This is a genomic window from Nostoc sp. (genome assembly GCF_036917235.1).
GTDB lineage: Bacteria > Cyanobacteriota > Cyanobacteriia > Cyanobacteriales > Nostocaceae > Nostoc.
The window spans coordinates 1-24,239 of record NZ_JBALDU010000015.1 but is presented as its reverse complement, the minus strand read 5'-3'; the positions used below and the strand labels follow the sequence as shown (position 1 = coordinate 24,239).

20 protein-coding genes are annotated in these 24,239 nt (G+C 44.9%); 9 read left to right on the top strand and 11 right to left on the bottom strand.

Annotation, left to right across the window (positions count from 1 at the left end; genetic code table 11):
- Nucleotides 1-189 precede the first annotated feature (189 nt).
- Nucleotides 190-1,233: a transaldolase family protein gene (locus V7K44_RS05155; RefSeq protein WP_334929285.1), complete on the top strand. Its 1,044-nt coding sequence runs from the start codon at nucleotides 190-192 to the stop codon at nucleotides 1,231-1,233.
- Nucleotides 1,234-1,252: 19 nt separating this feature from the next.
- Here V7K44_RS05155 and V7K44_RS05150 read toward each other — a convergent pair whose 3' ends face one another.
- The gene (locus V7K44_RS05150) at nucleotides 1,253-4,894 is read right to left on the bottom strand and encodes an NB-ARC domain-containing protein (protein WP_334929283.1); all 3,642 of its coding nucleotides are present in this window, start codon (nucleotides 4,892-4,894) and stop codon (nucleotides 1,253-1,255) included.
- A 17-nt stretch (nucleotides 4,895-4,911) separates the two neighbouring features.
- Here V7K44_RS05150 and V7K44_RS05145 point away from each other — a divergent pair, with 17 nt between their 5' ends.
- From V7K44_RS05145 to V7K44_RS05135, 3 genes are all read left to right on the top strand, one after another.
- Nucleotides 4,912-5,076, top strand: coding sequence for a hypothetical protein (locus V7K44_RS05145; protein ID WP_334929281.1), 165 nt, complete (start codon nucleotides 4,912-4,914; stop codon nucleotides 5,074-5,076).
- A 71-nt stretch (nucleotides 5,077-5,147) separates the two neighbouring features.
- A complete protein-coding gene (locus tag V7K44_RS05140) occupies nucleotides 5,148-5,894 on the top strand; it encodes an SDR family NAD(P)-dependent oxidoreductase (protein ID WP_334929279.1) in 747 nt (248 codons plus the stop codon).
- 191 nt (nucleotides 5,895-6,085) lie between these two features.
- Nucleotides 6,086-7,036: an NmrA family NAD(P)-binding protein gene (locus tag V7K44_RS05135; protein ID WP_334929277.1), complete on the top strand. Its 951-nt coding sequence runs from the start codon at nucleotides 6,086-6,088 to the stop codon at nucleotides 7,034-7,036.
- Between the two features lie 226 nt (nucleotides 7,037-7,262).
- On the opposite strand, the gene V7K44_RS05130 is transcribed toward V7K44_RS05135, so the two are convergent.
- Together V7K44_RS05130 and V7K44_RS05125 are read right to left on the bottom strand one after the other, a co-directional pair.
- The gene (locus V7K44_RS05130) at nucleotides 7,263-7,451 is read right to left on the bottom strand and encodes a hypothetical protein (protein ID WP_334929275.1); all 189 of its coding nucleotides are present in this window, start codon (nucleotides 7,449-7,451) and stop codon (nucleotides 7,263-7,265) included.
- Nucleotides 7,452-7,504: 53 nt separating this feature from the next.
- Nucleotides 7,505-7,771, bottom strand: a complete 267-nt coding sequence (locus tag V7K44_RS05125) for an FG-GAP repeat protein (protein WP_334929325.1) — start codon at nucleotides 7,769-7,771, stop codon at nucleotides 7,505-7,507.
- On the opposite strand from V7K44_RS05125, the gene V7K44_RS05120 reads away from it, so the two are divergent.
- The 4 genes from V7K44_RS05120 (at nucleotide 7,762) to V7K44_RS05105 (ending at nucleotide 10,997) form a co-directional block, all read left to right on the top strand.
- A complete protein-coding gene (locus V7K44_RS05120) occupies nucleotides 7,762-8,217 on the top strand; it encodes a tetratricopeptide repeat protein (RefSeq protein ID WP_334929273.1) in 456 nt (151 codons plus the stop codon). The two genes, V7K44_RS05125 and V7K44_RS05120, sit on opposite strands and share 10 nt — an antisense overlap.
- A 21-nt stretch (nucleotides 8,218-8,238) precedes the next feature.
- Nucleotides 8,239-8,625, top strand: a complete 387-nt coding sequence (locus tag V7K44_RS05115) for a tetratricopeptide repeat protein (RefSeq protein ID WP_334929271.1) — start codon at nucleotides 8,239-8,241, stop codon at nucleotides 8,623-8,625.
- A 59-nt stretch (nucleotides 8,626-8,684) separates the two neighbouring features.
- Nucleotides 8,685-9,176, top strand: a complete 492-nt coding sequence (locus V7K44_RS05110) for an O-linked N-acetylglucosamine transferase family protein (protein ID WP_334929269.1) — start codon at nucleotides 8,685-8,687, stop codon at nucleotides 9,174-9,176.
- Between the two features lie 357 nt (nucleotides 9,177-9,533).
- Entirely contained in the window at nucleotides 9,534-10,997 is a 1,464-nt protein-coding gene (locus tag V7K44_RS05105; RefSeq protein WP_334929267.1) for an MFS transporter, read from the top strand.
- Nucleotides 10,998-11,207: 210 nt separating this feature from the next.
- Here the strand turns inward: V7K44_RS05105 and V7K44_RS05100 are convergent, their stop codons facing one another.
- The 7 genes from V7K44_RS05100 to V7K44_RS05070 form a co-directional block, all read right to left on the bottom strand.
- On the bottom strand, nucleotides 11,208-11,420 hold the full coding sequence (locus V7K44_RS05100; protein ID WP_334929265.1) for a hypothetical protein: 213 nt from the start codon (nucleotides 11,418-11,420) through the stop codon (nucleotides 11,208-11,210).
- A 115-nt stretch (nucleotides 11,421-11,535) separates the two neighbouring features.
- A complete protein-coding gene (locus V7K44_RS05095; RefSeq protein ID WP_334929263.1) occupies nucleotides 11,536-12,804 on the bottom strand; it encodes a carbamoylphosphate synthase large subunit in 1,269 nt (422 codons plus the stop codon).
- 183 nt (nucleotides 12,805-12,987) lie between these two features.
- On the bottom strand, nucleotides 12,988-13,860 hold the full coding sequence (locus tag V7K44_RS05090) for an isoaspartyl peptidase/L-asparaginase family protein (RefSeq protein WP_334929261.1): 873 nt from the start codon (nucleotides 13,858-13,860) through the stop codon (nucleotides 12,988-12,990).
- Nucleotides 13,861-13,875: 15 nt separating this feature from the next.
- Entirely contained in the window at nucleotides 13,876-15,564 is a 1,689-nt protein-coding gene (gene hflX / locus V7K44_RS05085; protein WP_334929259.1) for a GTPase HflX, read from the bottom strand.
- A gap of 545 nt (nucleotides 15,565-16,109) precedes the next feature.
- Complete coding sequence (gene uvsE / locus V7K44_RS05080) at nucleotides 16,110-17,066, bottom strand: UV DNA damage repair endonuclease UvsE (RefSeq protein WP_334929257.1); 957 nt, start codon at nucleotides 17,064-17,066, stop codon at nucleotides 16,110-16,112.
- 91 nt (nucleotides 17,067-17,157) lie between these two features.
- Complete coding sequence (gene galE / locus V7K44_RS05075; protein ID WP_334929255.1) at nucleotides 17,158-18,144, bottom strand: UDP-glucose 4-epimerase GalE; 987 nt, start codon at nucleotides 18,142-18,144, stop codon at nucleotides 17,158-17,160.
- Nucleotides 18,145-18,246: 102 nt separating this feature from the next.
- A complete protein-coding gene (locus V7K44_RS05070) occupies nucleotides 18,247-20,454 on the bottom strand; it encodes a family 1 glycosylhydrolase (protein ID WP_334929253.1) in 2,208 nt (735 codons plus the stop codon).
- Between the two features lie 343 nt (nucleotides 20,455-20,797).
- Between V7K44_RS05070 and V7K44_RS05065 the strand changes: the two genes are divergently transcribed.
- A complete protein-coding gene (locus tag V7K44_RS05065; protein ID WP_334929251.1) occupies nucleotides 20,798-20,998 on the top strand; it encodes a hypothetical protein in 201 nt (66 codons plus the stop codon).
- 165 nt (nucleotides 20,999-21,163) lie between these two features.
- Here the strand turns inward: V7K44_RS05065 and glf are convergent, their stop codons facing one another.
- Nucleotides 21,164-23,599, bottom strand: a complete 2,436-nt coding sequence (gene glf / locus V7K44_RS05060; protein ID WP_334929249.1) for a UDP-galactopyranose mutase — start codon at nucleotides 23,597-23,599, stop codon at nucleotides 21,164-21,166.
- Nucleotides 23,600-24,239: the final 640 nt, after the last annotated feature.

The window sequence follows — 24,239 nt, the reverse complement described above, 5'->3', positions numbered from 1 at the left end:
CATACCCAGCAAGGGTTACAGCCTTAGCGTAACTATATATACGATTTACGATTGCTTATTATTTGACCCCATAATCAATTCTTCACTTAAATCAGAGCTTAACTGGCGGATCTTGAGTGGTGGAATTTGAAGAAGTTTCGCAGACTGGTTGATTGAACGTTTGAACCTCGATCTTGAAGTTTGCAATCTATGAACCTGATACAATCGCTGCGACGACAGGGACAATCGGTTTGGCTCGATGGATTTGAGCGAGGCTGGATTAGTCAGGGGGAATTGCAGCATACCATTGATGATGGTGTGCGGGGTGTACTTCTGACTTTTGAAGGTTTAAGGCTTGCTATCCAGGGGCAGGAGTACGATCGCGACTTCAGCATACTGACTCAACAAGCAGTCAATCGAACGGCTCGATCGGATTATGACTATATCGTTGAGCGAGATTTGCAATTAGCGGCTGATTTGCTCAAACAAGTACATTCTCAGACTCAAGGACGAGAGGGTTATGTTCAGGTTGATTTCCCGCCTCATGCATTATTGCAGCCTGAAACAGCGATCGCAGAAGCTCAGAAAATTTGGCAAGAGGTTGGGTGGCAGAATTTGATGCTGAGAATTCCAGCGACGCCAATCATGCTTCCGGTAATTGAACAATTGATTGGCGATCGCATAAATGTAAATGCGACGTTCGTATTTTCTCAGCGAACCTATGAGCAGGTATTTGATGTTTATCTCAGCGGTCTAGAGCGATTAATTCAGCAAGGAGAGTCTGCGAACGATGTTGTTTGTTTTACCAGTTTTTCGATTGGGCGCTTGGATGCTGCTCTGCATCCCCTGACATCTTTTGGAATCACTCAAGCCGAAATCCTCTACCAGCATTCTCAAAATTTTTGTCAAAGTGCCCGTTGGAAAGCGTTACAGGGAAGAGCAAACCCACTTCGTTTAGTGTGGGATTGTACAGATATTCAGCCTCAGGATGCCTGGCGCTATATTCAGGTGCTGGCATTTCCTGGAACCGTTATCCTGCTGTCAAAAGCAACACTGAAAATGTATCAAGAGGTTTCTCTACTGCCCATGAGTGTGATTGGCAGCGAAAGAGTTGAGCAGATGCTGACGAACTTCCCGCTTGTGGCAATTTCTTTGGATGAACTGGTCGATCGACTTGTCCATGAAGAGATGACGCGATCGCTCAACGCCTTCGATCGGTTATTAGACGAGATTGCACAAAAGAGAATTCGCTAAAACTGGATGTGCAATCGCCCTAATGCTCAATTGCCCCCAACGTTTTAAGGGTGGCTTTTTGAGCCATTGTCAGCCCGGTTGCACCTTGAATATTCATGCCTTCGTAAAGACGATCGACCGTCAACGTTTTGATACAACGTCCTGTCGTCACATCCCATAGCTTAATCGTGCGATCGTCACTGCCACTGAAGAGAATTTGACCGTCAGAGCTAAAGATGACTGACCGAACCCAACTCGTGTGTTCGCGCCAGACTTGAAGGCAATGCCCTGTTTGGAGATCCCACAGTCGAATGGTTTGGTCAGCACTGCCACTGGCTAAGAGGCGACCATCGGGGCTGATGGCAAGTGTCCACACAGCTCCCGTCTGCCCGTGCAAAGTCTGCAAACACGCTCCAGTTTGCAGATCCCACCATTGGATCGTTTGGTCATGACTGCCGCTTGCCAGTCGTTGACCACTGGGATCGAATGCCACTGTGAAAACTGAATCTGTATGCCCCTGCAATAGCCTCAGACACGCTCCGGTTTGCACATCCCAGAGCCGAATGGTGTTATCATAACCGCCACTTGCCAACCATTGACCGCTGGGATCAAAGGCGATCGCGCGAATGCTGCTTTCATGACCGCGTAACACCTGCAAACAGCGATGAGTCTGCACATCCCAAAGTCGCACAGTGCGATCTTCACTACTGCTTGCTAAAACCTGTCCCCCTGGACTAAACAGCACTGCCCACACGGACGCGCTGTGCGCTGACCACTGGTCGAGATCCCCGGTTTGGACATTCCATACGGCAATTGAGCCGTCATGTCGATTGATTGCCAGCGTTTGACTATCGGGACTAAAGCTTAAATTGCTTAATGATGCAATCCAACGGGTCTTGCTGGATAAGGTTTTGTAGGGGCGAAGCGTTACTGGATTGTCATCCAACGGCAACTGCCACAACTGGATCGTCTTATTCTGACCGCTACTGGCAAGCATTCGATCGTCCGCACTGAGACTCAGGGAGTGAACGCCACTGGTATAGCCGCGCAACGTTTTCAGGCTCTGTCCGCTCTGCAAATGCCACAATCTAACTGTATTGTCTTGACCTGCACTCATCAACCATTGCCCATCCGCGCTGATAACAACCCCATAAACGTCGTGTATGTGACCGTTGAACACATGGATCGCTTGCCCGTCTGGGACACTCCAAAGGCGCAGAGTGCCATCGCAACTGGCGCTAGCCAACAAACGACCATCAGGGCTAAAGGTGATGTCCCAAACCCAATCGGTATGTCCATGCAGCAGCTTGAAAGCGGGATTTGACTGTCGATCGTTGGAGCAATAACCGCTCCACAATCGAATCGACCCATCGCGACAGCCACTGGCTAGCTGTTGACCGTCAGGGCTGTAGCGCACACACTGAACCCCGCTGGTATGCCCCTTTAAGACATTCAGGCAGTTTCCATAGCGGACATCCCAAATCCGAATGTCAGTATCATGACTGCTACTGACTAAAGTTTGCCCATTGAGAGCGAAGTGGACAGCGTAAACACTTTGGGTATGCCCTTGCAAAACATGGAGGCACTGCCCTTGCAAATTCCACAAGCGCACCGTTCGGTCTTCACTGCCACTCGCGATTTGCTGACCATCGGGACTGAAACTCACTGACCAAACACAGCTAGTATGCTCTGTAAGCACCTGCAAGCAGCGCCCGCTTTGGACATCCCACAAGCGCACGGAAGTATCACTACTGCTGCTAGCTAAAGTATTGCCATCAGGACTAAAGGCAACTGACCAAACCCAGCCCATGTGACCTTCAAAGGTTGCTAACAGTTGGGTTGTGGTGATGTTCCAGAGATGAATGTTGCCGCTTGAGTCGCCAACGGCGATTCGCTGACCGTCTGGACTAAGGTCGATCGACATCGCAAGACTGAGTGTTTCTGAAAAGACGGACTTGGCTAAAGCGGCCTGCTGAAAATTGACCCCTGCTAAATCGACCTGTCGGAAGTCGGCTTGTTGCACCACCAGATCGGAAAAGTCAGAGCCACGCAAATCTACTTGAAGCTGCACCAGCAAGTTGATCAGGTTGCCCCCAATGTACCCTGGAGTTTTCCCTTGCTGTGCCAATAATTGCCTTGCTCTTGCCTCGATCGCTGCCACACTACCAAAACGAGACAGGAGTCGCTCGATCGCAGGTTGCACAATCAACCGGATTTGAATCTCTCGGATATAGTCTTTTGTCTGCACCTGCATTAAGAGATGACTTCGCAAGACTTCAATCTGCTGTGTCTCAAATTCTGCACAGACCTGCTGTACGAATCGTTCTGTGACATATTCCATCACAACTGGTTGCAAGAAGAATAACCCATCCGTTTTTTCGAGCAGTGTAGGCTTTGCCTTCTCGATTAGAGATCGCCTCAGCAGCGAGTTAACCAGATTGGGCACACTTTTCTGATAAGCAAGATCGATCGCATTTTCCCGCATATCTGCGAGCGAGACTGGCTCCCGATGAATGGCTTGCCAGAACATCAGATGCTGTTCGTTTTCGGTTAAGCGATCGAACTGACGAGCAAGCAGATCGCGGATGTCTGTAAAAATAGAAATCCCCTGATTGAGATACGCTAATACCTCTGCAATACTGCCGTTAAACAAATCCTGGATGGCAGCCGCCACTAGTTTCAACGCCAGAGGATTGCCGCCATAGTGATGGATCAGGGTCTGCCATTCGGCTTCGGAACCTGTAAACGCTCCCTTTTGTCGAAAGATGGCGCGTCCATCAGCGGGTGTTAGCCCACTCAAGGTTAGCGATCGCACTAGAGCCTGTGCGCCTTCCATCAGCGCCATTTCCTGTGGCTTTTCTCGACTGGTAAGCAACAAACAACTTGGGTGAGACGTTTCGCCAATCGTTCTGAGCAACTGTCCGTAACCTTCATAACCCGATCGCCACTGTCCCACCTGCTCGCTGTGCAGAATGATTTCAGCATTATCCAGAATTAATAAACACCGCCGCGATCGCAGGTAATGCATCAATTTCGAGAGCTTTTCATCGAGCGTGGTGGGAATCACTGGATCTTCGCCGTAGAGCGGCATGAGAAACTTCAGCAGGCTCGACAGGAGTTCATCCAGGGGTGGCGCGTTGGCAAGCGATCGCCACACGACGACTTCAAATTCTGTCTGCATCCCAAGCGCAGCCTTGACAGCGATCGTACTTTTACCAATGCCCCCAATGCCCAATAACCCGACAATGCGACAGCGCTCAGACACAATCCACTGCCACAGTTGCGCCAGTTCTGCCGCGCGCCCATAAAACACCGAGGTATCAACCGCATTGTCCCAATCCTGTTGGGGATCTGCTCGTCGGGTTTTTGCCGCTTCAGGTGATGAAACGGGAGATGTCAAGTCTGCCTTCGTTAATTCCAGTCCAAATGCTCCAAAGAGATACTCTAATGACTGGCGATCGACCCCCAGTTCGCGCTTGAAGATTCGAGCAAGGGTATTCAGGGAGAGTCCAGTGCGATCGCTGATATCTTCCTGAGTAAAGTGCTTACCCCAAGTCTCGTCAGATTCCGCCTGCTGTTTTGCCGTCTGAAACTTCTGCCACCCCTGAGGTGATAAGATGACTCCTCGAACTCGCCCAGCAGCGGATCGACCCCGTCCAGATTTTGGCGCATTGGAATCCATAGACAAGCGAGGGCAACGTGAGGCTTCCCCTCAAGAATACCGCATTTTTCTTTCATGCCGAAGGGTTTGCTGATACAGGTGAATCGGCAAATTATGCCATTCTTACTGAAGCAGAGAGGCTTAAATTGCGTTTTAACTCAAAGAACTTGAGTGGTCTGCATGGAGCGATCGCTCGATTATGAAGCATAAGCAAATGTTGCTAATCAAAGTCGCCAATTCAAGCAGAAGCAATTTACTAATTTGAGGAAAGACTATGAGCAAGCTCACAGGTAAGGTAGCGGTCGTTACAGGCGCATCTAAGGGCATCGGTGCTGCGATCGCCAAGTCACTCGCCGTAGAAGGTGCAGCAGTCGTCGTCAACTACGCCTCTAGCAAATCTGGTGCAGACAAAACGGTCAGTGAGATCGTCGCAGCCGGTGGCAAGGCTATTGCCGTGGGTGGTGATGTCTCCAAGGCTGCTGAGGCACAGGGCATCATTGACGCAGCCATCAAGAACTACGGACATCTCGATATCCTCGTCAACAACTCTGGCGTCTACGAGTTCGCTCCGATCGAGGACATCACCGAAGACAAGTTCCATAAGATATTCAACATCAACGTACTCGGTCTTCTGCTCATGACGCAGGCAGCCGTCAAGCACCTCGGCGAAGGTGCCAGCATCATCAACATCGGCTCTGGTGTCAGCCGTATTACACCTCCAAACAGCACGATTTATACCGGCACCAAGGGCGCTGTTGATGCCATCACGGGTGTACTGGCAAGGGAACTCGGACCGAGGCAGATCCGCGTCAACTCTCTTAATCCCGGCATCGTCGAAACCGAGGGCACAAAAAGTGCTGGCTACATCGGCTCTGACTTCGAGAACGCATTCATTGCTCAGACACCGCTTGGTCGCGCGGGACGACCCGGAGACATTGCCTCCATTGCCGTTTTCTTGGCATCAGACGATGCTGGCTGGCTCACCGGCGAACAGCTGCTCGCTACCGGAGGCCAGCGCTAATCCATAGGGACTCCCACTCGACCGAGTACCTCATTCAACATACAGCTGCATCTGTGATTGAGTGAGGTCGGTTCCATTGTTATGCCGCGAGGCACTCTCAAGAGGTAACACATGAACAAGCTCAAGGGATCTCAACCCTTAGAAGTCCGCATTAACTCTATTTCTCAAACTGCCGTCAAGGAGGTTTTTTCATGAATACGCAGAATGATAAGCTGTTTCTAATCACAGGAGCGACCGGGAACACGGGTGACACGACGGTGCGCCTGCTGCTTCAACGGGGGCACCGTGTCCGTGCCTTCGTCCACCGTAGCGACGCACGTTCCGAGAGCCTGTCCGCAGCAGGGGCTGAGATCGTTGTCGGGGATCTTCTCGACTTCCACGCCGTCAGTTCTGCAATGCGAGGGGTCACGGGAGCGTATTTCTGCTACCCTATCAATCCCGGACTGCTCGACGCCACCGTCATCTTTGCCCAAGCAGCCAGCGAAGCTGGTGTCAAGGCAGTGGTGAATATGTCCCAAATATCTGCACGCCGCGAGGCGAATAGCGATGCCGCACGCCAGCACTGGCTTGGCGAACGCCTGTTGGATCGAACCGCTATGCAGACGGTACACCTGCGACCGACGTTCTTCGCCGAATGGTTGACATGGTACTGGAATTACCCTGGTGACGAGGGTGTTCTGCGACTTCCTCTCGGAAATGGTCGCCACGCACCGATCGCTGGAAAAGACCAGTCCTACGTCATCGCCGCCATTCTGGAAAACCCGGAACCGCACGATCGCCAGATATACCCACTCTACGGCCCGGTCGAGATGGACTACTACGAGATCGCGTCGGCGATCTCACAGACACTCGGCATTCCCGTGCGGTATGAACCTATCGATGTTGCCACGTTCGCAGAAGCGTTGAAGGCAAAGCAATTTCCATCTCACCTCGTCCAGCACCTCAGCAATGTCGCAGTCGACTACCAAAACGGGATCTTCGCCGGAACCAACAACTTTATCGAGGTCATCGGCAACAAGACCCCGATGACTGTCGAGGACTACGTGAACGCCAACAAGGAAGCTTTCACCAACGATGGTCTCTACGCCATTACCTCGACCCCGGTTCATGCCCTTCCACATTTAAAAAGACTAATCGGGTGAAGGGGAATGGCACTAAGAAAACGTGAAACCTCGTCTGGGCTATCTTGTTGGGGGTAGGGTGTAGTGTTAATAAACATCATTCAAGCTCACGAGGTGAAACAGAGATTACTTATTCTTCATTCCCTACACCCCACACCCGATACCCTACACCCTAAAGCCTTTGTTGGTCATAAGTAATGAGTAAGGAGTAATGAGTGGCGAAGTTATTGTCCTTTTTTCTTACTCACTACTTATGAGATTCAAACTGAATTGTTTTCCCCATTTTGCGGCTTGGATAGCTACCGCAAACATTTTTCGCTCCGCCACCTACTCTCCTAACAGGTTCTGAACAACGGATTTTTTGCACAAACTTTTTTGTCGTCTCTCTTAAACAAAGGCGGCGACACCAGTCTTCAAACTCTTGGTCGCTGAACATACACAATAAACCGTTGTTTTCGGCAGGTTTATGCTGAATTTCTTCTAAGATGACTAAATGGTGGTGGTGGCGCTGCTGAGGCTGGTTGAGTCTACATCGGTGACGGTGATGCCAGGGTCGTTTTCGGTGTAAGCAAGGGCGGTGTTGGTGAGGATAATGACTGGGGCAACAGGTTCGGCAATTGTTAAAGTGGCACTGGGGTTAGCATTCAGCAACACTGAGACGTTGTTGCTGTTGTAGTTAGCGGCAGCCAAGTCTTGTTTGCCGTCGCCGTTGAAGTCTCCAACTGTTACTGAAAAGGGACTAGCAGGTGTTACCAGGAGTTCGTCGTCCCCAAGCGTTGGGATTCCAGACTCAGGAGATTCAGCAGTTGATTACCCTCGATCCACGTTCTCCTCTCATAGAGGGAAATTTGCGAACTGACAAGTCAGCGCCTACACAAGAATTGACTGACAACGCAAATCGGAACAATACAATCTGTGCGATCGCGCCTCAGAATCAAGACTGGCCTAATTCTGATTGGTTATGGCCAACCCCAGTGCTGGAATTCTCAGCCGTAGAACCGCTTTATGAACAAGCATTAGCTTTACAAACACAACTACGATTTACAGAAGCGATCGCTTTATACGAACAAATAATTAGCCAATATCCCCAATATGCTCCCGCTTGGTATCAGTTGGGGGTAATTATGAGCAATCAAGGACAAACTAACCAAGCTGTTCTGGCTTACCAACAGGCATTGACAATCAACCCGAAATATGCATAAGCATACAATAATTTGGGTATTGTGGAAGTAGCCCAGAACAATTTAGAAAAAGCGATCGCTTGTTTTGAGTCTGCAATTCTCAGCAACCCGAACTATGCTTTTGCTCACAACAATCTTGGTCTAGCTTGGCAAATGCAAGGTAAGCTATCAGCAGCAGCTAAGTTTCAGGAGGCTTTACAGAAAAATCCCGCATATCCAGAAGCTTATCTGAATCTGGGCATTGTCTTAGAGACGCAGGAGAATTTAGAAGGGGCGATCGCTTGTTATCGATCTGCTATTCGCCACAACCCAGACTATATTAAAGCATATAACCGTTTAGGGTCAGCACTGTTATCTTTGGTATCTTTGGCGATCGTGACTCAAGGTCAAGTAGATGAAGCCAGGGTAGTATTTTTAGCGAGAAGCTAGTTACTTTACCCCACAGTTATCAAGTCAACGATTATCAACAAGCGATCGCTTCCACTCCTGTGACTCGTTCTCAGTATGGTTTACCAGAGTCGGGTTTTGTCTTTTGCTGCTTCAATAACAATTATAAAATTGAACCGCAGATTTTCGATGTTTGGATGAGAATTCTCACCGCAGTTCCGGGTAGTGTGTTGTGGTTAACTGTCAAATTCTCTAATGCTGAGGATAATTTTAGAAGAGAAGCCCAAGCGCGAGGAATTAATAGCGATCGCTTAATTTTTGCCCAATATTCTCACATCAAAGCAGAACATTTAGCAAGACATCAATTAGCAGACTTATTTCTAGATACCCTTTATTATAATGCTCATACTACTGCTAATGATGCTTTATGGGCAGGTTTACCAGTCCTCAATTGTATAGGAAAAACCTTTGCTTCTCGTGTTGGGGCTAGTTTGCTGAAAGCAGTTGGTTTACCAGACTTAATCGCTAATTTCAACTTCACTCCTAACTCTTGGTTAGATAAATGCAGTATTATTTATGTCTATGTGTACTAGTAAAAGCTAAATTTTAATATTCCTATATAAAAGTATTAATCCTCAAGAATGATTTTGACAATACTCGATTATTTTACATTCACTAAATATTAATTAACTGCTAAATTCATTACACTAAAGCTTCTAGCAAAATCTGTATTAAATTTAGGTCAAATAATTGACTTATGAGATAGAAGCCTAACTACAGTTACAGCAGTTTGCAAGTAAATGAGGTAATACTTACTATGGACTAGTTCTTCAGGATAAGTAAGCAATTGCAATGCCTTAGAACTTATTGATTAAATTTTCTATAAGTTTTCCTAATTGTGGCTAATAGTAGCTATAACAATTTAATTCTTTAAATATTGACTAAATAATATGGTTCAGCCCCAAGAAGATGACATTTCTGTAGAAGCTAGTTCTCTTCCCCCTGTCCCCATTCAAGAAATCTCAGAGGATAGGGCATTAACAGAGACGGTACTTTTCCCAACTCCAAAACTGTTTCTAAAAATTCCTAAGCCAGAAATTCGCCAAAGTCTCAGGGCGTTAACTTATGAAAGTGTCTTTGCTGCGCTTCTTTATAGTATCATCGGCGGCGCATTGCTCAGTAATTTCTTGCTAGAGTTAGGTGCTGGTCCAGTCGAAATTGGTCTACTCGCGGCTATCCCTCAGATGGTGAATCTGCTTCAACCATTGGGAGCGTATTTGGTAAACCGAAGTACCAGCTTCCGTTGGTATTTCATGTGTATTTTCATCTCGTCGCGGCTGCTATGGTTGATTCTTCTACCAGCAATTTGGTTGGTTACTTCATCTCGTATTACTGGATACCAAGTAGTACAGTTGACATTGGCAATTCTCTTAGTGGCTAATATCATCGAAGCTTTTGGTCGTGCGCCTTGGCTTGGGTGGTCAGCGGTTTTAGTACCTCAGCGGTTGCGGGGGCGATATTTCGGCTTTCGTAATAGTATTCTTGGCTTGACTAACCTTGTTGGTGTGCCTCTGCTAGGTTTAGTAGTATCAGCTTGGCCTGGTGGAACCCTTCAAGGTTATGGCACAGTCTTGGTTCTAGGAATTATGCTAGGGTTAATCAGTGTGGGCTGTCAGTTCTGGATGACCGATATAAACCCGCACCTTTTAAAAGTTGCACATTCAGACACACCAAATCCACAGCCCCAAGGAATAGATTTTAGCTTATTTAAAGATGCTAATTTTTTGAAGTTTGTGCTTTATCTGAGCATCTGGTGCTTTGCTGTTAACGTCAGCGCTCCTTTCTTTAACCTTTATCTGCTGGATAACCTGGATATAGATATTAGTGTGGTAACGATTTATCACGGCTTAGGAACTGGTGCAAATATGCTAATGCTGCTTTTGTGGGGCAAACTGGCCGACCGGATTGGGAATCGCCCGCTACTACTATTAGTGGGAGTCTTAGTGGCGGTGACACCTCTGCTGTGGCTTTTTGTTGGAAGCGATCGCATTTCTTTTTGGATCTTGCTACCCTTGTTGCACATACTAGCTGGCGCAACGTGGGCAGCAATTGATTTGTGTACCAACAATTTGATGATGGGAATAGCACCGTTGGGTCATCAGTCGAGTTATTTTGCGATCGCAGGTGCAATTGCTGGTATCACTGGAGCAATGGGTATTACTGTCGGTAGCTTTCTAGCAACTCTCCCTGGTGTTGCGGGTTTACTGGGGTTGTTTGTTATCTCAGGCTTACTACGCATGGCTGCACTTCTACCCTTAGTTTTTGTTCATGAGCAACGCTCTATACCACTAGGCCAGCTAATGCGATTCTTATTCCCAATGAAGCAGTCAACTGATTTGATAGAAGTGGAATAATAATACCACTTGGAAAAAAGAATGCGACAAATAAACCATTTGTAGAGACGCGATGAATCGCGTCTCTACAAATGGATGTGTTGCAATCATTAATTGAATTGTCCAAACTTTATAATAAATAATCTATGTAATTGAATTAAACACAACTCAATCTATTAAATAAATAAAGAATTATAAATTAATAAGTTCCAATTTTTAATTTACTTAAAATTATCTTAAAGCTAGTAGTTGATGACTAAATTGTTGGAGTTGAGATTGAACCCAACTACCGCCATGAGCTATACATTCATGGCAGATATCTCCATAGCCTTCGCCTTTGTCATTGCATACAATTAATCTGGCTTCATGTGTCTGAAAACTTTGCTGGCAAATTAAACATATTTTGTTGATTTTGTCTGTATTGCATTCAATTTGAAATTTCATGTTTACTCACCTTTTTTAAGACCTTTAGATATAGATAAATTACATACATTGTTTATGATTTCTCTAAAGAATTTACATCTACAAAACAAACGCCAGATATCAACAGTAGCGCTGTTTAAGGGAGCCATTGTAATCCCTTATCCTGTAATTGCTGCTCGATCTTCTGCATTTCTTCTATACTTTCTCCAGTAACGATCGCATAAATTTCGGTATAGATTTTTCCATATTTAGCCTTCTCTAAAGCCGACAGGATAATCAAGTCTTTGCGATCTAGTTCTGGTTTTAAAGTCACTAAAATTGAATCTAACGTTCCTTCCATGCGGTAGTCACTGGAATATTTAGCTACTTCCTTTCCCAGTCCCAGTAGAGTATGACGCTGCAAACACAAAGGAGTCGAGCCATTGACTCGAAAATTGGCATCGATCGCATAAAATTGTCCGTCTCGATTTTCCAACACATCGAACCCAATCACGCCAAAATACCCCTGTTTGTGAGCATACTGACCAATGGCGGCAATCATCTCAAAGAACTTGCTCATGTCAGTGTTGCGGTAGTCAATCAGTCCGCCTAAATAGTTGCCTTCTGGAGTGACAAGTTGGCTGGTAGTACCGATGAGGGTTATCTCTCCTAACTTGTTGACATAGAACTGTACGCAGTAATTCTGCACCTCATTCTTGACGAACTCCGAGACGATAATCGTATCGAGCAACTTAATATCAAGATATTTCCTGATTTCTTCAAAACAGTAGTTCAAATCGCTGGGATTTTTGATGATATAAGTGCCTTCTCCTGAGAGTCCGTGCGACGTTTTAATTAAATAGGGGAATTCTGGTAATTCAATGTCTTCTAGATTACAGGTGTGCAAATTGTAGCTCTTATATTTTGGACATTGCACGCCCAGTTGGTCTAGTGTTACTTTGCTGAGTAAGCGGTAATGGGTGTCTGAATCAACAGCGTGTTTTTCAGGTTTTAGACGATCAAAGGGAAATAAAGTGATGAGTTTGTCAAAATGTTCGCCCTGGCTGAGGTCATCTAGATAAGTCGAACAATCCATCATCGACCGATTGGAGCGGCTGCCGAAATGCTCTTGCCAGTATTCAAGCAGCGACTTTGACGGTGGTATAATCACAATTCCTGGAATGCGATCGCCTAATACAGCCAGATTTTTCCAAGGTTCCTTCTGACAAATCTTGTCGAAGGAGGTTTTTGTGGCTTCACTACTGCCATCTTGAATAAAATATTTTTTCCGATTGGGATAAGCAGCCCAACTGGCAGTTGCAGGGTAATTTAAAATAAACCCATAAGATGCATCTGTGATATCTTCAGCAAACAAGTCAGAAAGAGAATTCCCTTGAAAGTATTGAAAGTTGTATTTTGAATTCATCTAGTCCTCCGAGAAACCGCATCTCTTTTGTGGATGCGGTTTTTTTTAAACGAGTCTCCTGAATTTCCAAATAATACCAGCTTGAAAAAATAAAGCTGTATATTTAAACTTGAAAACTCAGATGTAATTTGGCTTCATTAATTACGCATTACCTGAGCGTAGCCCATTCCGAATTGGTATGAGTTATTTCTTAGTAAAGACAGCCACCTTGTCTTGTCCTGCGGTCATATAAGCACAAGCCATGTGTGATGAGTTATACGCCCAGCCAACGCGTCCTTGACGGTCTATGAGGATGCACCCAGCTTCACCTTTAACCTTAGAAACCAAAGCGTCAATTGCCATCTGTGCGGCTTCATCTGGGTGTCTGTCTCCAGTTAAGAAATCGATCGCAGTTTTAGCCAAAACCACTGGGATAATTGACTCGCCATCACCTGTTGTTGAGCAACCGCCGATTTTATTATCAGCGTACAAGCCACAGCCAACAAGTGCAGTATCACCGACGCGACCTTGTTGCTGCTTGGTAGTGCCGCCAGTTGAAGTGCCAGCAGCTAGGATGCCGCTAGCATCCAAAGCCACACAACCTACAGTGTTGGGGCGATCGATTACTTCCCGATCTTCCTTCCACTGCTCCAACTGTTCCTCAGCTATTAAGTCTTCTTTTTTGCACATTTCAGCCCCGGAATCTATGGCGAAGCGTTCTCCACCCCGCGCTACTAGTAGTCTGGGTTTATCATCCATAATGTTCCGTGCAACCGAAATTGGATGACGGATGCCTTGAACTGCTGCGATCGCTCCCCAACTTAATGAGCCTTCCATAATCGCCGCGTCTAATTCCACCTCTCCATCACTATTGAGAGTTGCACCGAGGCTAGCGTTAAATGTCCGATCGGATTCCAGAACTCGAATCGCTGCTTCTACAGCTTCTGCGGCTGTACCTCCACTGATTAGCACTGCCCAACCAGCCTCTACTGCTGCTGTACAGCCTGCATTGTTGGCTGCAACCTTGTCGTCTGTGATGGTTTTTGCTCCACCGTGAACAATAATAGTCGGTGTCATATAATTCCTTCTTGTTTAGTATGAATTTTGTGGGACTGCAACTGCTTCAACTCTTTCGTCAATTAGTTGTAGCGATCGCATTTTTAAAGTCTCTAAACCCAAGTGCTGGGTTGCTGATATAAACACAGCTTGGGGATAATCTTGTTGAACTCTAGCCCAGGTTTCGCTATCTACTTTGTCAACCTTGTTAAAAGCAATCAAACTTTTTTCTGGAATCTCAGGCATTTCTTCGAGTATTTCCAGCACACTTGCAATATGACTTTCCCAAGCTGGATGGGACAAATCCACAATATGAATCATCGCATCAGCCTCAACTACTTCCTCCAATGTGGCGCGAAACGCATCCATCAGTGCTGGCGGGAGTTCGTGAATAAACCCTACAGTATCTGTGAGCAAAATCGAGCGGCGTTCTTGTGTTTCTGGTTTTGTAATGATTACTTTGCGGGTTGTTGGGTCGAGGGTAGCAAATAGTTGGTCTGCGGTGTAAACTTCTGCATTGGTTAACACATTCAGTAAAGTAGATTTACCAGCATTGGTATAGCCAATTAATGCCAAAACCGGAATTTCTTGCTGTTGTCGTTGTTGTCTAATGCGGGCGCGATGTGTTTGTAATTCGTTTACTTCCTGCTGTAACTGGTTTATTCGTCGTTGAATTGTTCGCCGTTCCGTTTCTAGTTTTGTTTCACCAGGGCCTCGCGTACCAATTCCCGCACCTAATCGAGACATTTCCTGTCCGCGACCGCGCAACCGAGGTAACATATATTCGAGTTGCGCCAGTTCTACTTGTAATTTACCCTCTTGAGTGCGAGCGCGTTGAGCGAAAATATCCAGAATTACTTCCGTACGGTCTACAACTCGGATGCCAATTTCCTGTTCTAAGTTGCGGGCTTGAGATGCAGAAATATCTCGGTCAAAAACGATTAGATTAGCTTTTAGTTTGTGAGCTAAAAGCGTGATTTCTTCAATTTTTCCCTTACCGACCACTGTTTGGGGATGGGCACGATCGCGCTTTTGCCGCATTGTATCCAGTACAATACCCTTAGCGCTTTCCACCAAACGCACTAGTTCTGCCAGCCCATCTTCAAACCGTTGGACAGATACATCTTCTGTCTGCACTCCCACCAGCAGCACCCTGTCTTGGTCAGAGACAACTTCTTGAGATAGGAATATTCCATCTCCAGCATCAACAATTTCTCTCTCCCATTCGTGAACTAGCTCATCAAATTCTTGTTCGGTTAAATCATCCAAACTTAGAGGAGGTGAAATTACCCAAGGGCTTTCTGAATCAGGGAAAAGGTAAGTTAGAAAAGCTTCTTTTACTTCACTATCAGTTGCGATTAATATAACAAGAGCATCTAAGCGCTGACGCATCATTGCAATTAACGATGCTTCATCAGGTGGTTCTGATTTAACTTGAGTAACAATACAACGGATTCCGCTCAAACGTTCTGCACTGCGGCGGGGTAATTCTTCAGGTGGAATTTGAGTTTGACTAGGTGTTCCGACAGCAATTCGGATAACTTGCCCACGCCGATTGATATAACAACAAATCGGGTGATGAATTTGTTGACTGATTGTAGCTAAGGCTTGAGCAAATTTTGGAGTAATAAATCTATCTGCTGGTTGATTTTGCTCATAAAGTTCTTGCAGTCGTTTAATCTGACTAGCTTTGATTCCCTGAACATTGCCATAAATTTTTTGCATAATAATTTTTAGGTTGTTTTCATCTCTGTATATTATTATTTTGATATTTTTAATTTTGATTTAATCTATCAATAGGAATAAGCAAATTGGCTGAATATTTCTGTTAAGATAAATCTTTTATAAAATCTCTTATAAAATGGTTTATAGCTCAATGAAGTATCGACCATGAAAGTAGAAATGTGTAAGTTTTGCTGTGGTTAAAGCAGACGCCACAGACAGATGAGGTGCACAGAAAAGAGAGAGAATAAAGATAAAGAAAATTTTCTTAACTAAACTGTATTGCTTAATAAAGTCTTACTATCATATTCAGAATCATTAAAGCGGTGACGGTATGAATTTTTATGAGCAAGGGACTTCCAAAAAATAAATTATTCAAAATTATTTGTACATTTGTAGGGGCGCACAGATGTGCCATAGGTCTCAACTTAACGTCAAAGCCAGCCTAGAGGCTGGAAACGAGATTTGAAAAGGCTTTCAGCTTAAGTTGACGCCAATGACAGATGTGCGCTCCTATAGTAAGATGTTTTTTTACTAGAAGTCCTAATTTACGTACAATTATTATTCATTAGCCACCGAGAACGCAAAAGTGCGATCGCTTCTTCTTTTTGTTTGGCTTCAACTTCAATCCACGGCGCTTGGTAGTAAACATTGGGCATATCGGTAATCAAGTCGCTGTGTTTTCTGTCATTGAAAGCTTGCTCGCCATTGGAAATATGGACTAATTGCCAATCGCGATTTTTCCAAGTTCCTCGCGCTGCGTAAAACATGGATGCTACACTCGGATGATCGTAGCTGTCCAAATTTTCGTGGCAAATATGGTGATGGGCATCAAATACCATTGGCACACTAGCTTGCTGACATACTGCTAAAATTTCATCGGCATTATAGGCGTATTCATCGTTTTCTAGAGTCAAGCGACTTTTGATGTTTTCTGGTAGTTCGGAAATTACTTTTACTAGTTGTTCAGCCCGTTGAGATTTGCCACCATGAATATTCATCAATGACCAAGGCGATCGCGGTAATCCCAGTAAGTCAAGTATACGTCCATGCCATGCTAAATTATTGATACTTGCCTGTACCACTTCGGGAGAATCAGAACTCAGCACTACATATTGATCTGGATGCAACACCATTCTTATGCTCAATGCATTTGCTCGTTCACCGATTTTTGCTAAATCAGCGCTCATTGTCTCTAATATATTTGCGCCGATTTCGTCTTCTAAGTCACTTAGGGGAAATAAAGCAGAAGACATCCGATAAAGCTGAATTTTATTCTGCTCACAAAAGGAGAGGGCGTCATGTAAGCGTTGTAAGTTATTGCGATACAATTCACTTAGGGCAATTTTGCGATCGCTAAGGGAAAGTTTTAAGTATCGGGTGCGTGTCATTGTCCGAAAACGCACTTGTTTGTCGGAAGTAATGCAAACTAACCCTAAATGGGGCAGTGTACTTTTTTGGCACTGCTGTGCATTAGGTAAATTTGAAAACTCGATTGTGGTCATTAATTAATATTAAACTATTATCTGTTTTAAGCCATTCTTTAATTTAAACAATTTTGACCACTGGCTTACGAGTACCTAAAGAACGATGTCTCTACCTATGTCGTTTTTGATGCCATTGCCAAGCATGGGCGATAATTTCGTTCAAATTAGGATACTCTGGATGCCAGCCCAATATTTTAGTTGCTTTGTCGCTGCTGCCAACTAAAATAGGAGGATCGCCTGGTCTGCGATCGCGTTCTTCTATTTTAATTTCTTTGCCTGTTATCTCTTTAGCAGTTTCTATCACTTCTCTGACTGAAAAACCGCTGCCATTTCCTAAATTAAAGACTTCACTTTCTCCACCTTTGAGCAGATATTCTAAACCTAAAATATGGGCTTGTGCTAAGTCAGTCACATGAATATAATCGCGGATACAAGTTCCGTCTGGGGTAGGGTAATCAGTGCCGAAAATCAAAATAGATTCGCGCTTACCAAAAGCAGTTAGTAGTACTAATGGTATGAGATGAGTTTCAGGTTCGTGGTCTTCACCCAACAACCCATTAGGGTCAGCACCTGCGGCGTTAAAGTAACGGAAACGTACAGACTTTAAATTGTAGGCTGCATCAAAATCAGATAGAATTCTTTCTACCATCCACTTGCTAGTAGCGTAAGGACTAATGGGATCTTGCGGATGGTCTTCGGTAAGAGGAACAAACTTTGGTACACCATAAAGAGCGCAAGTAGAAGAAAAGATAAATTTATTAACTGATGCAGCAATCATTGCTTCTAAAAGTGTCAGAGTGCCTGCAACATTATTTTGGTAATATTTGGCTGGGTCGGTGACAGATTCACCGACTGCGATATAAGCGGCAAAATGCATAACCGCAGTTATATTGTGAGTTGAAAATATCTCATCAAGAAGAGAGCGATCGCTCATATCTCCAACAATCAATTTTACCTGCAAAACTTCTTCTACAAGTTCTCGATGTCCGTTGGACAGATTATCTAAAACAATTACTTCATAACCTGCATTTTTCAGAGCTAATACAGCATGGGAGCCAATATATCCGGCTCCTCCTGTTACTAAAATAGTTGACATAATTGGCAATTGGAGATTGTAAACAATTTTGAATTTTGGATTTTAGATTTTGGATTTTAGATTGAAATCTAATCCAAAATCTAAAATCTAAAATTTTTTGTACTAATTTCTTTCTTCCAAGTAGCGAGAAATTGCACTGTCAAGGTTTGGCATTAATTCACCTCGATTGCTACCAAGAACGCTGTAAGCTGGGCGGGCAGCAATTAAACCGAGTTCTTGTGTTGGACGAGCAATTAGACTACTGACACTTACACCTGCTTTTTTCGCCGCTAATCGGGCTAAGTCAGACCAAGCTATAGCACTTTTGTTAGCCAAATGCCACAAACCTTTCTCACCATCAATCAGCAAATCAAGGCTGGTATGGACAAGATCGGGTACATAAGTAGGTGAAACGATCGCATCTTCGGCTGCGACAAAAGTATTACCAGCACTAAGTTGGCGTAGGGCGATCGTAACAAAGTTGTATTCATCCCACGGACCGAAAAATGCGCTGGTACGAATCACTAGCGATGCCGGATGAGCCTGCAATACTAGCTTTTCTGCCAAAACTTTGCTGCATCCATATATATTGAGGGGCGCAACAGTATCAGTTTCTACATAAGGATTTGACTCAGCACCATCGAATACCAAATCTGAAGAGAAAGTTACCAGCGCCACATTATGTTGAGCGCAAGCAGCAGCTAAAATTGCTGCCCCTTCAGCGTTTACCTTTAAACAAACATCGGGTTCGCGTTCGGCATCGTCCACCCGCACGTATCCCGCAGCGTTCACAACTGCCCACGGTTGCAACTCGGCAAGTACTTTATTGACGGAAGCAGGATTGGCAATGTCCATATCTTGTCGTCTTAGCAGGCAATATGAAATTCCTCGCACTTCACACAACCGAGCAAAAGCCTTGCCTAGTGTTCCTGTGGCTCCCACGATCGCTAGGGGACGATTGGAAGCAGGGGAGGAAAACGCGAGAGATGGGGGAGATATGCGACAACTGACGGCTGGGTATAATAGGCGCTCTTTTCGATGCCACCATCCTGGTGTATTTAGTAGTGGATGATTGGGTTTATGTCCAGTGGCTAAATCTCGCACCATTTTAGCGATCGCTGTCTGTCTAGGCTGTGGCGATCGCAAATCAAACACACCTGGCTCGTAGTATCCTGCGGAGCGAGTCACTAAACTATTCCAATCGTAGCTGCCCAAAAGTGCCCAAACAGTTACAGCGCGAACATCTGCGCCTTGGTCTCGTAATTCTTGCGCTGCATTCCACACTTCATTGAGCCAGCGTAGCTGTTCCTCACGGGTGCAACTCAGGTGAACTTCAGTGACAGCAAAGGGTAGTTTGTAGCGTTCCCATGTCTCTTTGAGCAATGTCCGCGGGCCTGCTAAACCCTCAGCACAGACTCGCACTGCCTCTACATCTGCATATTTGTCTCGGCCATTACCACCATGCGTCCAAGCTGGATAGGTTTCTAGGTTTTCATCTAAAAAGCGTTCGCTCGTCAGGTAATGGTTAATGCCGATAATATTAGGCGGACAGGTATATTGCAAAAATTCTTCAAGTTCAGACTCACTTACACCACAATCGCGCAAATAACCCCACATGGGATGAGTTGGGTTAATTCGACCGCATAATAAATCAAGACTCAACCAACGACGCTCGTTTTCTAGTTCTGCTTGATAAGCCAGCTTTGGCGTACTATGAGTTTTACCCAAATCCTCAGTTTGTACGAGTTGGGCATTGGGGTTGACTTCCCGGATTGCTTGCATCGAAAGAGCGATCGCTTTACACTCTCCTAATAAAGCACGGGCGAAAGTTAAATCGTCCTTTCCGTGAGGATACCAGTGACCGTACATCCCACTAAATCGTGCTGTTGTCAGTGGCTCGTTGATGGGTGTGTAATGTGTAACCCAAGGATAGCGTTCTGCAACCGCACGAGCAAACACCGCTAGTTTCTTAGGAAATTCTGGATCTACCAAGCTGGTATCACGCGGGCCACTGCCATGATGCACTAATCCCACAATTGGACAGATGCCGAGTTCGCGCAAACGCTCCAGCCGCTCATCTGTCCACGACCAATCAGCATTCTCTAAACCATTAGGTGCTATCCGCTCCCAAATAACTGGATAGCGGATGGCGTGTATACCTAGTTGGGCAAATAAATCTAGGTCATCCAAGCGGGTTGCATGACCATTGCGTTCTAACTGATCGAAATACTCTTCACCCACACGATTAACCGTACACTCTACACCAGCCCACACTTCTAGAGGAAGTTGTGCTTTGTTAATGTTGAGTGTCGAGTTGAAAGCAGAAATCATAATTTACAACTCAAGCTGATATTTTATTTAATGCGTTCTTTTCAACTTTTGTAGGGTGTGTTATGCCGAAGGCTAACGCACCATCTTAGATTTTCGGTGTGTTATACAGTAATACAGTTCAGTTAAGGCTAAAAACTAAGCACCGAATGGCACTAAGTTAAGCTGAAGGGTATGCAGCGTAAGAATTGCAGAGGAGCAGGAGGCCAGGGGCGCAGAGGAGAATTTCTAAATATCCGAACGCAATGCTTAAAACTTCTTCTTTCTCCCCTGCTCCTTTGCTCCTCTGCACCCCTGCTGCCTCAACGATTCTCCCTTTACAAGCGTGCCATTCAACTAAGCACCTTTGTTGCATTGCCCCGCACCTTTGTTGCATCGCCCCGCACCTTTGTTGCATCGCCCCGCACCTTTGTTGAATCGCCCCGCACCTTTGTTGCATTGCCCCGCACCTTTGTTGCATCGCCCCGCACCTTTGTTGCATCGTCCTGCATCTTTGTTGTATCGACCTACAAAAATTAACCCACCCTACGTTACGCAGCAACTTTAAAAGACTGTGTGTACACTGTAGCCCCTTATAAGGCAATACAGTTCAGTTAAGCTTTTTTCTCCCCCCCCTGCTCCCCCTGCCTCCCCTGCTCCCCTTCCAGGGCAGGGGCTGGGGGTTAGGTTTGAAAGAAAGTTGTGTACACGGACGGGGTGAATTAGGAATTATTTAAGCCTTAACCGCAATTTGCTTGTACACAGACAAAGCCTGAGCAACGCATTGATCCATGTTGTAGTACTTGTAGGTCGCTAATCGTCCTACAAAATAGATTCCTGGAGTTTCATCAGCCAGCACCTTATATTTCTTGTAAATTTCCTGATTTTCAGAACGCGGTACAGGATAATAAGGATCTCCCTCAGCTTGAGGAAACTCATAAACAATACTAGTTTTAGAGTGTTCCTGACCAGTCAAGTATTTAAACTCTGTCACACGAGTATAAAGCTGTTCATTAGGATAGTTAATGACTGGGGCTGATTGAAACACAGAGGTGTTATGCGTTTCATGCTTGAAATCAAGCGAACGATAGGGTAGTTTGCCGTAGCGATAATCAAAGTATTCGTCAACCGGCCCGGAGTATACCATCTCGCGGCAAGGTATAGCTTTTTGGATTTCCCGATAATCGGTGTTAAGCATTACCTTGATATTCGGGTGATTTAGCATATTGTCGAACATCCGGGTAAAGCCGTGGAGTGGCATTGCTTGGTAGCTATCGGTAAAATAGCGATCGTCACGATTAGTCCGGGTGGGAATTCTGGCAATTACTGATTTATCAAGTTCCGATGGGTCGAGTCCCCATTGCTTACGGGTATAATTACGGAAAAACTTTTCATACAGCACTCGACCAACTTTGCTGACCACCACATCTTCACTAGTGCGGATGTATTCTACGGGTTCAGCAAGGGATTTATAAAACTCTTCCACCTCAAATGAATTGAGATTCATCCCATACAGCTTGTTGATGGTGTCGAGGTTGATTGGAATCGGAACAAGTTGCCCGTCTACACTTGCAAGGACGCGATGTTCGTAAGACCGCCACTGAGTAAAGCGCGAGAGGTATTCAAAAACTTCGCGGGAGTTGGTGTGAAAGATGTGGGGGCCGTATTTGTGTACAAGAATACCATCATCGTTGTAATGATCGTAGGCATTGCCGCCTATGTGGTTGCGCTTGTCTACAACCAGCACTTTTTTACCTTGAGTTGCCAAACGTTCAGCAATGACGCTACCAGAAAAACCAGCGCCGACGACTAAGTAATCGAAAACAAACTCTCTGGTAATGATATTTGGTGCTTGTTTACCAGCCGCACCTGTGGAGTTAGCTTTGTCTTCACCATCACGGGCTGCGATCGCAGAGTCAATCAGCTTCATCATTGATGCCCAAGTACGATCCCAAGAAATCTTCTCTAAAAAGACATCTACTCGACTCAACCATTCTGAGGCTGGGGTGTCTTCTTGCATTGCTTGTTCTGCGGCAGTGACAAACTCAGAAATTGTGTCTGCAATTCGCACCAGCTTCGATTCTCCATAAGGGCGTACGACATCCCGAATTGAGGTGGATACTACAGGTCTACCTGCGGCAAGATACTCTGGAGTTTTGGTCGGGCTAATAAAGCGGGTTGACTCGTTACGCGCAAACGGCAACATTGCTAAGTCCCAGCCGGCTAAATATGCAGGTAGTTGTTTATAATCTCTGCCACCAAGATAATGGATATTTTCATGCTGTGGCAGACTTGCTGGATCGATTTTGACAACTGGCCCAATAATTACTAAATGCCAATCGGGGCGTGCTTCGGCAATACCTGCAAGCAATTCAAGATCCATCCGTTCATCAATTACGCCAAAGAATCCAAGGCGAGGATGAGGAATATGAGCTTGGTCTTCTGGTTCTTGAATATTTCTCGCCTGACCAAAGTGGGGGACATCTACACTGCTGGGAAAGGCATAAACGTTGGGGTGCTGGTTCACTTTACTTTCGTAAAGGCTTTGTCCCCCAGTAAATACTAAGTCTGCACGGTTGAATAGTTCGGCTTCGTAATTCTTTAAAGTGGGTGATGCTCCCTGGAATGCAGACAATTCATCCATGCAATCGTACACCACAGCTTGGGGTTGCAAGTGACGGGTAAACGCGATCGCCATTGGTGTGTAATACCAACAAATGTATTTGTTGATGTTCTGCTCTCTAAACAAACCATCGATTAATACTTGTAAATCTGCGTTGATTGTTTCTTCACTTAAACCTTGTGGTAGATGTGGCACGACCACAACTACTCCATTAGAATCTTCGTTTATATCTAACCTTGCCAAGGGTTCTTCAGAGAAAATTGGCTCCTCAATAAAGAACACTCGTTTTCCTTGAGCGCAGCGAGTTAGTAAATGTTGTGGTCTTTGATAGACGAAATTCCAACGCAAATGAGATAAACAAACTATATCAGGTGTGTCTTTAAAGGTTTCTGTTGATTGAACTTTTTTGTTAGACGAAGTTAAATTCAACCGTGATGTACCTGATGATTGGGTTTCAGCTAGCTGCGATCGCTTTGTTTTACGCTGCTTAGGTGAAATAATATTACCGACACCATTGTTTTTGACTTGAGATTTTTCACTTGCCATAGTTCGTCTCATTATTTAAATTATTAATTCTGATTAGCCAAACGCTAATACCTTTTCTTTGTAAGGCAGCACCAAGCTTACTTTCAGGCCAAAGTTTACAACACAGTTTGCTGCATTGCTCTATCGAATCGCTATAATCAATTCTTTGTTGTATTAATAAAATACTGTTTTATTTATGATTTACTCATCTACCCAAATAAATATTAAATTACTTTTTTATTAAGCCCTAAGTACTATCTTTTGCGGTATACAATAACAAAATATATGCACATATATGTTTTTTTGTCTGTTCGATTTCATACATAAATATTAAAATAATTAATAAAAGTATCAAATTTAATAAGTCTAGTTTCTTGATTACATTACTTAATTAGTCAGTGTAAAGTAGTTCTATGCTAATTAATGAACCTGACGCGATCGCTTCTAAGGGATTTTCAGGAAATAAATTATCCAAATAAAGGAACCACAGAGGCACAGAGAACACAGAGAGAAGAGAAATAGAGAAGATTTTTGTGTCAGTTTTGGAATATTAAGCAAGTTTAATTATACAGCATTTACGGCTGTTATGAGGTACAGTAGCAGCAACTAGCAAACCAGTTTCTTAAATGTTGAGGATTTATTAAATTGAGTGCAACTGAGA

Excerpts from the sequence above, each read along its gene's own strand:
- V7K44_RS05155 (WP_334929285.1), top strand. The coding sequence starts at position 190 with ATGAACCTGATACAATCGCTGCGACGACAGGGACAATCGGTTTGGCTC.
- V7K44_RS05150 (WP_334929283.1), bottom strand. The coding sequence starts at position 4,894 with ATGGATTCCAATGCGCCAAAATCTGGACGGGGTCGATCCGCTGCTGGG.
- V7K44_RS05140 (WP_334929279.1), top strand. The coding sequence starts at position 5,148 with ATGAGCAAGCTCACAGGTAAGGTAGCGGTCGTTACAGGCGCATCTAAG.
- V7K44_RS05135 (WP_334929277.1), top strand. The coding sequence starts at position 6,086 with ATGAATACGCAGAATGATAAGCTGTTTCTAATCACAGGAGCGACCGGG.
- V7K44_RS05130 (WP_334929275.1), bottom strand. The coding sequence starts at position 7,451 with ATGTTCAGCGACCAAGAGTTTGAAGACTGGTGTCGCCGCCTTTGTTTA.
- V7K44_RS05105 (WP_334929267.1), top strand. The coding sequence starts at position 9,534 with ATGGTTCAGCCCCAAGAAGATGACATTTCTGTAGAAGCTAGTTCTCTT.
- V7K44_RS05100 (WP_334929265.1), bottom strand. The coding sequence starts at position 11,420 with ATGAAATTTCAAATTGAATGCAATACAGACAAAATCAACAAAATATGT.
- V7K44_RS05095 (WP_334929263.1), bottom strand. The coding sequence starts at position 12,804 with ATGAATTCAAAATACAACTTTCAATACTTTCAAGGGAATTCTCTTTCT.
- V7K44_RS05090 (WP_334929261.1), bottom strand. The coding sequence starts at position 13,860 with ATGACACCGACTATTATTGTTCACGGTGGAGCAAAAACCATCACAGAC.
- hflX (WP_334929259.1), bottom strand. The coding sequence starts at position 15,564 with ATGCAAAAAATTTATGGCAATGTTCAGGGAATCAAAGCTAGTCAGATT.
- uvsE (WP_334929257.1), bottom strand. The coding sequence starts at position 17,066 with ATGACCACAATCGAGTTTTCAAATTTACCTAATGCACAGCAGTGCCAA.
- galE (WP_334929255.1), bottom strand. The coding sequence starts at position 18,144 with ATGTCAACTATTTTAGTAACAGGAGGAGCCGGATATATTGGCTCCCAT.
- V7K44_RS05070 (WP_334929253.1), bottom strand. The coding sequence starts at position 20,454 with ATGATTTCTGCTTTCAACTCGACACTCAACATTAACAAAGCACAACTT.
- glf (WP_334929249.1), bottom strand. The coding sequence starts at position 23,599 with ATGGCAAGTGAAAAATCTCAAGTCAAAAACAATGGTGTCGGTAATATT.